This is a genomic window from Streptomyces sp. NPDC002870 (genome assembly GCF_042888505.1).
In the GTDB taxonomy this organism is placed as follows: domain Bacteria; phylum Actinomycetota; class Actinomycetes; order Streptomycetales; family Streptomycetaceae; genus Streptomyces.
In genome coordinates, this window is record NZ_JBIAPW010000075.1 from 1 (window position 1) to 5,558 (window position 5,558).

Annotated in this window: 5 protein-coding genes and 4 pseudogenes; 5 read left to right on the forward strand and 4 right to left on the reverse strand. The window is 66.7% G+C overall.

The window, feature by feature from the left end; translation table 11 throughout:
- Positions 1-95: 95 nt before the first annotated feature.
- Together ACFYWY_RS37955 and ACFYWY_RS37960 are read right to left on the reverse strand one after the other, a co-directional pair.
- Positions 96-554 (reverse strand): annotated as a pseudogene (locus tag ACFYWY_RS37955) (haloacid dehalogenase type II); the annotation flags it as partial.
- 79 nt (positions 555-633) lie between these two features.
- A pseudogene (locus ACFYWY_RS37960) lies at positions 634-821 on the reverse strand (hypothetical protein).
- A 255-nt stretch (positions 822-1,076) separates the two neighbouring features.
- Between ACFYWY_RS37960 and ACFYWY_RS37965 the strand changes: the two are divergent.
- From ACFYWY_RS37965 to ACFYWY_RS37975, 3 genes and pseudogenes are all read left to right on the forward strand, one after another.
- The gene (locus ACFYWY_RS37965) at positions 1,077-2,105 is read left to right on the forward strand and encodes a phosphotransferase family protein (protein WP_389196014.1); all 1,029 of its coding nucleotides are present in this window, start codon (positions 1,077-1,079) and stop codon (positions 2,103-2,105) included.
- 332 nt (positions 2,106-2,437) lie between these two features.
- Positions 2,438-2,641: a cold-shock protein gene (locus ACFYWY_RS37970; RefSeq protein WP_389196017.1), complete on the forward strand. Its 204-nt coding sequence runs from the start codon at positions 2,438-2,440 to the stop codon at positions 2,639-2,641.
- A gap of 156 nt (positions 2,642-2,797) precedes the next feature.
- A pseudogene (locus ACFYWY_RS37975) lies at positions 2,798-2,959 on the forward strand (helix-turn-helix domain-containing protein); the annotation flags it as partial.
- Between the two features lie 106 nt (positions 2,960-3,065).
- Here ACFYWY_RS37975 and ACFYWY_RS37980 read toward each other — a convergent pair.
- Together ACFYWY_RS37980 and ACFYWY_RS37985 are read right to left on the reverse strand one after the other, a co-directional pair.
- On the reverse strand, positions 3,066-3,437 hold the full coding sequence (locus ACFYWY_RS37980; RefSeq protein ID WP_389196020.1) for a hypothetical protein: 372 nt from the start codon (positions 3,435-3,437) through the stop codon (positions 3,066-3,068).
- A gap of 199 nt (positions 3,438-3,636) precedes the next feature.
- A complete protein-coding gene (locus ACFYWY_RS37985) occupies positions 3,637-4,152 on the reverse strand; it encodes a GNAT family N-acetyltransferase (protein ID WP_389196023.1) in 516 nt (171 codons plus the stop codon).
- A gap of 302 nt (positions 4,153-4,454) precedes the next feature.
- On the opposite strand from ACFYWY_RS37985, the gene ACFYWY_RS37990 reads away from it, so the two are divergent.
- Both ACFYWY_RS37990 and ACFYWY_RS37995 read left to right on the forward strand, forming a co-directional pair.
- Positions 4,455-4,703, forward strand: coding sequence for a hypothetical protein (locus tag ACFYWY_RS37990; RefSeq protein ID WP_389196026.1), 249 nt, complete (start codon positions 4,455-4,457; stop codon positions 4,701-4,703).
- Between the two features lie 376 nt (positions 4,704-5,079).
- Positions 5,080-5,558: pseudogene (locus ACFYWY_RS37995) on the forward strand (hypothetical protein); the annotation flags it as partial.

Genomic DNA, 5,558 nt, shown 5'->3' on the forward strand with positions numbered 1-5,558 from the left:
GCCGATGACACGGCCCCCACCCGCAGGAGACGCCACCACGATCCGACCCCGATATCACCTCTGAGCTGGTCGAACCCTTTTTCAGGGGCAAGTAGTTAGGCATTGTCGAGTTGGTCGGCCAGGTCGGCCAGGTCGTCGGCGTGCAGGTCGAACCGGTCCGAGGAGGTGGGCGGGTCGCCGACGGGGCGGGCGACGTAGGCGGCGCGCAGGCCAAGGCCCTGAGCTCCGCGCAGGTCCCAGGCATGGGCGGCGACCATCAGCAGCCGCTCCGGCGGTCGTCCGGAGACGGTGACGGCCAGCTGGTAGACCGCTGGGTCCGGCTTGTAGGTCCGGACCTCTTCGGCAGACAGAGCGTGGTGCCAGCGGAGTCCGGCGTGGGCGTTGAGTCCCAACAGCGCCGTCCGGCTCGCGTTGGAGAGTCCGATCAGCGGGAATCGTTCGGCGAGTCGGGCGAGCCCTGCCACGGTGTCGGGCCACGGCGGGAGCCGGCGACCTGACAGGGCCAGCGCCGCTACGGCGGTTGGGTCGTCGACTCCGGCGGCCTCGGCGACCAGCCGAGCGCACAACTCTCCAGCCCGCTCTCGGCGAGTAGTCCCGGCTGGTTCTGGGTGCACTCGGTGCCATCAGGCGCGATCAGCCTCGAGTCTCCTGCGGTTTCACCTCGACCTGGTGAGGCTCCGGTCCTTCAGCTCGGTGCGCGCTTCTGTGCGATGGCCACGGGCGATGTAGTCGATGCGCTCAACCTTCCTCTGGCCCGTGCCGGTCCCGTCCAGGCGCCGGCCGACAAGCTGCTGGGCCAGGTACGTCGTCCAGCCCCGCAGCCCTGTCCGGATCGTTCACCGACGGATCGTCGATCGCCGCGAACCGTTCCGCGTCGTCCTGGATCAACGCCAGGATCGGGTGGACCTTCCGCATCAGCTCGATCTTCAAGGCGTCGTCGCCGATGGTGAACTGGGCAGACCGATCTGGGCAACCAGCTGGCGGTCTCCGGCGATGATCTCCTCTAGGATCGGTCGCTCATGCGGTGGCGTGCCTGAGCGACAGGGCCTTCTCCATCAGCGGGGACCGCGCAGTCGATGCATGGGGGGCAAGTCGTGGACCCGGTACGCAGGGTTGTCACACGGGATGACCTGGAAGGCGTCGCGCGTGAAGCTCTGGGCGCCGATCATCGCCTCGTGGGCGTATCGCGACTCCGAGGTGGAAGCAAGAAGGGCGTGTACCGCCTCACCTTCGACGATGAATCCACCGCGATCGTCTACATCTGGGACGGCGCCGAGAACTATTGGCCCACCAAGCAGGCCGACAACCCCGACAACCACGCGGACCCGTTCTCGTCCGCCTCCGGCATCGAACTCTTCGAAGCCGCCCACCGGCATCTGGACACCCTCGGAATCCGCACGCCCCGGATCCGGCTGGCCGACCGAAGCAGGACCCAATACCCGGCAGACGTCGCCGTGGTCGAGGACCTGCCCGGCGACAACTTGGAAGCCCGGCTCCGCAAGGACCCGCGCAGCGTGGGACCGACCATGGCGCGACTCGCCGAGGCACTCGGTGCGATGCAGCGGCACCAGGGTCCACGCTTCGGCAAGGTTGCCCTGGTCGACAAGGGTGGCGCCTCTGGAGGCAGCTCATGTGAGCAGGTAGTTCTGGACCGCGCGCTCGACGACCTCACCGAAGCAGCATCTCGCGACACGCTGATCACACGTTCCCGCGACCAGTTGGAGACTGTAGTTCGCAAACTGGCTGCGGCTGTCCGCCCACGCTCGCAGTACGGGCTCATCCACGGTGAGCTCGGGCCGGACCACGTGCTGGTGGACCGGCACGGGCAGCCGGTCCTCATCGACATCGAGGGACTGATGTTCTTCGATGTCGAGTGGGAGCACGCGTTCCTGCGACTGCGCTTCGGCGAGCACTACCGGTGGCTGGACAACAGTGACCTCGATGACCTGCGTCTGACGTTCTACACACTGGCGATGCGCCTGTCTCTCGTCGCCGGACCATTGCGGCTCCTCGACGGCGACTTCCCCGACCGCGACTTCATGAGGGGAATCGTCGAGCACAACATCCAAGAAGCGCTCGCCTTCCTGCCTATGGGTGAACGCTAAACCCCTTGGAATAGATCATCTAGGTCGCGTTCGTCCAGGGAAGGCGCAGGCCGCGGGCGAGGGCTGCGGGTCGCGTTCTTGTTCGAGCCGGACGTAGTAGTCGACCGAAATGCCCGTCAGCGCGGCGACGTCTTCGCGGGCGCAGGCCGGGGGTGCGGCGGCGCGGGCCGTGCCGCAGCGCGTGCGGCTTGATGGATGTCGGACGAAGGCATGGGCGATGCGTTCACCCGCAGTAGCCGATTCGGGTGGCAAGATTTCAGGTGCCGCAGTCGCGATGGGGCTGCAGTCGGCGCCGGCAGGGCCGCGCCGCGGTACGGGATAGGGACGGACTCATGGCAACAGGCACTGTGAAGTGGTTCAACGCCGACAAAGGCTTCGGCTTCATCCAGCAGGATGACGGTGGCCCGGACGTGTTCGTCCACTTCTCCGCCATCCAGTCGACCGGCTTCAAGGAACTGGCAGAGGGCGACAAAGTCGAATACGACGTCACCCAGGGCCCCAAGGGGCCTCAGGCGGAGCAGGTCTATCGCAAGTAGGGCAGTTTGGCGGCCGGCCTGCGTTCGCCGGCATGTCCGGTCTTGGTTGATGCTTGAAGCAGTGGCTTCACCTGATGCTTGACACGGCTTTCCTCGGCTTGGCTGTGCGCTTCGATTGGCCGCGCATGGGGAGTGGCCGGGGCGGCGCTGGTGGAGTTGAGCCTGGTCGAGAAGAGGTATCGCGCGGTCATGGAGGTGGCCGTCGGGGTTCCGGTCACTCAAGTCACGGCCCGGTATGGGGTCTCAAGGCAGTCGGTGCACTCCTGGGTGTGCAAGCCCAGGAGGGAACGGCCGAGGACGTCACCGGGCCGTCCGGCTGAAGCCCCCGGGCCCACACAGCTGCTGTCCACCGCCCCCCAGATCTGCGGGCCGGGGACCAGCAGCTTCGAACTCTGATGTGCGGACGCTGTGGAGTACGCCGGGGTCAGATCCCGGGTCCGTAACCGGGGTCCGGCTGCTGGCGGGGGGTCCACCACTCGGTGAGCCCCCACACCCCGAGCGCGAGCGTCGCCACGGCTGCGAGTGCCGCCACCCAGGGACGGTGCACCCACCTCGTGGTCAGCGCCCAGGCGAAGAGCGGAACCAGAGCGCCGCCGAGCAGGATGAGCGGCAGATCGACGAAAAGCACGCTCAGATCGCGGGCATGGCCCTCGAATCCGCCGTCGATACTGAACGCGGCCCGCGGTGCCCACACGAGCGCGGCGGTCGTCGCACCGAGGCCGGCGAGGAGGCATCCGGCGGTGCTCCTGGTCTTCGGGTTCATACCCGTGGTGCCTCCCGTGGTTCTTTCGCTCATGCCCGCGATAGACGCGGCGGCACGGTGCGCGGTTCCGACGGGGCTGCCGTGATAGCCCGGTCCGGCCTGTCGTCACTGTCAGAGTCAGGAGCCCGGGGCCTGCCGCCTTAAGGGTCAACGCTGCGAGCGAGGTGATCGCCTGAGTCGGCCTCCGAGGGCTCCCGGGCGGAGGCCGGCTCGAACCGGTGCTCGAGGTCTGCTACAGCGGTATCTGGATGTCGAGGACGGGCCCTGTCGCGCGGGTGGGCGGCGCGTCAAGACTCTCCAGGACGTGGAGCATTGGTGCGTTGACCGCGGCGACCGACGCGGTCAGGGTGTGGTGGCCGGCCCGGCGGGCCACATCGGCCGCGTGGGCTGCCAGCGCGGTGCCCAGTCCCTTGGACTGCCATGCGTCCTCGATCAACACGGCGAGTTCGCCGACCCCTTGCTGATCGGTGCGCATGACGTTGGTCATGGCGATGATGCGGTCCGTGTGCTGGGCGGTGGTGGTGACCAAGGTGGTGCCGCGCTCCGGGTCGGACAGCTGGCGCCATCCTGCCCGGGACAGCTCGAGTTTGCCCGCGTGATAGCGCAGGGCGCGGCTGCCCAGCGAGCAACGGCGGTGCAACGCCTGGATGGGGCCGAGGTCGGCGTGGGCCAGCTCCCGGGTCCGGGTGGCAGTGCCGTCGGTAAGCGTTATCGCGTGTGAGCTACGGCGAGGCCCGGCGTCGGACATTTTGGCGGTCTCCTCAGATTTCGAGCCTGACTGATGTGCGCGGAGCCCCTCCGGGGCTCGTGTCCGTCTCTGGCACAGGAGAAGTCTTTTGCCGCTCCCCGGCAGGCTCAAGGAGGGTTCAGGCCATATCGATTACGTTATGCGCATTCGTGGTCACGGAGCGGAGTTGCGCAGGGTCTCCGGACCATCGCTACCGCATCTCGTTGGCGCGGTGTTCGTCCGCGGGCCGGTCGAGGGGGCGCTTCACCGTGTGACGTGGCTAGCGGGGCGCGTCCAGGCCCGCCGTAACATCTGGCAGAGGCTTGAGCGGACCTACGGTCTACGACTGCTACACGAAGTGGGAGACCGACGGCACCACGCAGCAGGTCCACCGTCTGCTGCGGGACGAGACCCGCCGAGCGCAGGGGCCTGCGGCCACCCCGTCCACGGCCGTAGTGGATGCGCAGAGCGTGAAAACCTCCAACAACGTGGCTGAAGAAAGCCAGGGCATCGACGCGGCCAAGAAGATCAAAGGCCGCAAGCGCCACCTGGTGACGCACACCTCGGCCTAGTCCTCGCCGTGATGCACACCTTCCTCGAAGACTTCCTCACCCACGACGCCTCTGGGTGGCCTGCGTCTGGTTCCGGAAGGGTCAGAGGCGGCCCGGCGGCATTTTTTGCGGGGTTTACCTGATGCATCTGCCTCCGTCAAGTCCCGAGTCCTCGGAACATGACCATGCTCTGCCGGTCGGGCCTACTTGAAGTGCGCCCCCCCCGAAAGGGAACGAGGCAGCACGGTAAGGCGGAAATCCTCGCTGAGGATTCTCTCCTTCACCGAACCGCCGGTTATCCGGCATGGCGGTCCCGGTCGTAAACCGATCCGCCGACCACCGCCCGGAATTCCCGGGGCAACTCAAATAGTCCCTCTTTATCAGTAGGAGAAAACCCATGAACCGCAATGTTCACACCCACAACGACGACCGTCCCAAGCGTCGGGGCCTTCGCCTTGCGACGATTGTCGCCTCGGCCGCTGTGATCGGCGGAGGTGTCATCCTTCCGGCAACCGCCGCGACGGCGGCCCCGATGCCCGCCTCGTCGGTCGTGAGCCTCGCTGACACCCACAAGCACTCTGACAAGCATGACGGCAAGGGAAAGAGCAAGGGAAAGGGCAAGACCAAGAGCAAGAGCAAGGGCAAGAATAAGGGCGGTGACGCCAAGGGAGGTAATGCTTCCGGGGTCGGCACCAATAAGGGCGGTAACGCCAAGGGTGGTAATGCTTCTGGCGTCGGTACTAACACCGGTGGTGACGCTCAGGGTGGTAATGCTTCCGGGGTCGGTACTAACACCGGTGGTGACGCTCAGGGTGGTAATGCTTCCGGGGTCGGTACTAACACCGGTGGTGACGCTCAGGGTGGTAATGCTTCCGG